Raw genomic sequence first — 2,149 nt, forward strand, 5'->3', positions numbered from 1 at the left:
CTGCCGATGTGTGTAGCCAACACCGCGAATTCATCGCCACCAAGCCTCGCAACTATATCGCCTTCACGAACACAATCCCGCAGGCGCGCGGATACCCGCATCAATACCTCGTCGCCCACTGCATGACCGTGGAGATCGTTGATGCGCTTGAAGCCATTGAGGTCGAGGCTGAGGACCGCGTGACTGGCACCGGCCTTGGGAAGGGTCAAGGCGGACTCAGTTAACGCACTGTCAAACTGCCGGCGATTAGCCAGCCCTGTCAGTGCATCGGTGAAGGCCAGGGTGCGGACCTCTTCCTCCACTGCAACGCGACGTGYCGCCTCCGCCCGCTGCTCGGTGAGGCGGCGGAGCGCAAAGATGGCAAGGCCACCACAGAAGATGGCAGCCACCATCATCAGCTCGCCTATCTCGATGCGATCGGCGTGGACCACCCCATTCTCTGCGGCGCAGAAAATATCTACCTCGTAGGCGTAAAACAGGGCCAGGAGCGTAACGATAGAAACAGCTGATCCGTCGAAGACCACGCGTCTATGTCGCGCGATGATGCGCCTCAAGCGCGAAAAGGAAGCGTTGGACATGGCGACTCTGTTCGATCGATAGGGATGTCAAAGAAGGCGAAAGTGCCGCCCGTGCGCCTGCGCGGCCTAGGCGTTGTCGTGCTCTGAAACGATCGATGGGAGCGGACGCACTTTATCTAACCGACCCCCAGGAGCCGCGTCGGTGGCGCCGTCGATCTGGAAGAAATCGACGCGCCCCCTCAACTCGGACGCCTGCGTGTGGAGCACCTGGCTTGCGGCGGCGGCCTGCTCTACCAGCGCAGCGGTGCCTTGAAGCCCGTTGTCCAGTGCCGTGACGGAGCTGTTTACCTGTTCGATCCCGAGCGATTGCTCAGCGCTTCCATTGGCGATCTGCTTCACCAAGTCGGATGCTTCGCGGACGTGTTGAACGATTTCGTCGAGCGCTTTCGCCGACACGTCGACGAGGGCGCTTCCCGCCGACACCTTCTCCGCCGCATCAGTAATCAACGACCTTATCTCTTGGGCAGACTGCGCCGACCGTTGCGCCAGACCACGGACTTCGGCTGCCACGACGGCGAATCCCTTGCCCTCCTGGCCAGCCCGAGCAGCCTCGATAGCGGCATTCAATGAAAGGAGGTTGGTCTGAAAGGAGAGATCGTCCATCAATCCGACGATGTCTACGATTCTGCGGCTGGACGCTTCGATATGTTGCATGGCGGCCACAGCGTCTCGGGTCACCACTTGTCCGGTTTCCGCGCGTGCCAAGGCCATCGTGGCCAACGTTTCGGCATGGCGCGCGTGACTGGCTGTTTGCCGCACGGACACCGTCATTTCCTCCATTGCGGCTGCGGTCTCTTCCAGGGCGGCTGCTTGTTGCTGGGCTTGCCGCGAAAGCTCGTTGTTTCCCTGCGCGATCTGACGCGAGGCATCGGCCACGGAGTCGGCGCCGCTCCGAACCTGAAGAACAACGCCAGTGAGCTGCCTGTCCATGGCGTGTAACGCCGTGGACAACTTTCCAACCTCGTCGTGACGGGGCGGCATCGGCGCCTGTTGTAGGCGGCCCGAAGCAATCGCGTCGGCAAAGGAAACAGCCTTTTGGATCGGTGAAGATATGGCGCGCAATAGCACAGATACAAGGACGACCGAAACGACAAGGCCAGCGACCACCGCGGCAAGCGAAGCCAACAGTGTTCGCTGATAAAGTCGCTGCGATTGTTGATAAGAAGCCTCGGCCTGCGCCTGGTTCTCATCATAAAGAGCGCCGATGCTTTGATTCGCCTGCGCCATCGCCGAGACATAGTTACCGCTTGTGACCGAGTGGCTCGGATCGAAGTCGCCCGTTGCGGCAGTCTCGAGCGCTTGGGTATCAAGTCGATCGAGTATGCGCCGCGCGGCCACCAGCTTGTCCGCTGCAGCGCGCTCCGTAACGCCCTCGATCATCGGGGCATACGCAGACCATGCCCTATCGATGGCCTGTGCATCGACGCGCAGTCGAGCGCGAGCGTCTTGAATGCTAGAAGGCGTCCGCAACACCAGCACACTCTGGAGAGCACTCTCGTTGGCGTGAAGACCTTGCCTAATTTCTGCGATGCGCAGGATGGGCACCAGATCACCGCGGTAAATGTCCAGCG

The 2,149-nt window shown here is 60.8% G+C and carries 2 protein-coding genes; both read right to left on the minus strand.

Features of this window, described 5'->3' with window-relative positions; translation table 11 throughout:
* Nucleotides 1-578 (minus strand): diguanylate cyclase domain-containing protein (locus AC1DSN_RS21695; RefSeq protein ID WP_477332831.1); only part of this gene is annotated, 578 nt, incomplete at its 3' end.
* Between the two features lie 66 nt (nucleotides 579-644).
* A partial coding sequence (locus tag AC1DSN_RS21700) for a methyl-accepting chemotaxis protein (RefSeq protein ID WP_477332833.1) occupies nucleotides 645-2,149 on the minus strand: 1,505 nt, incomplete at its 5' end.

The organism is Luteibacter sp. P4_D7_3 (genome assembly GCF_056401735.1).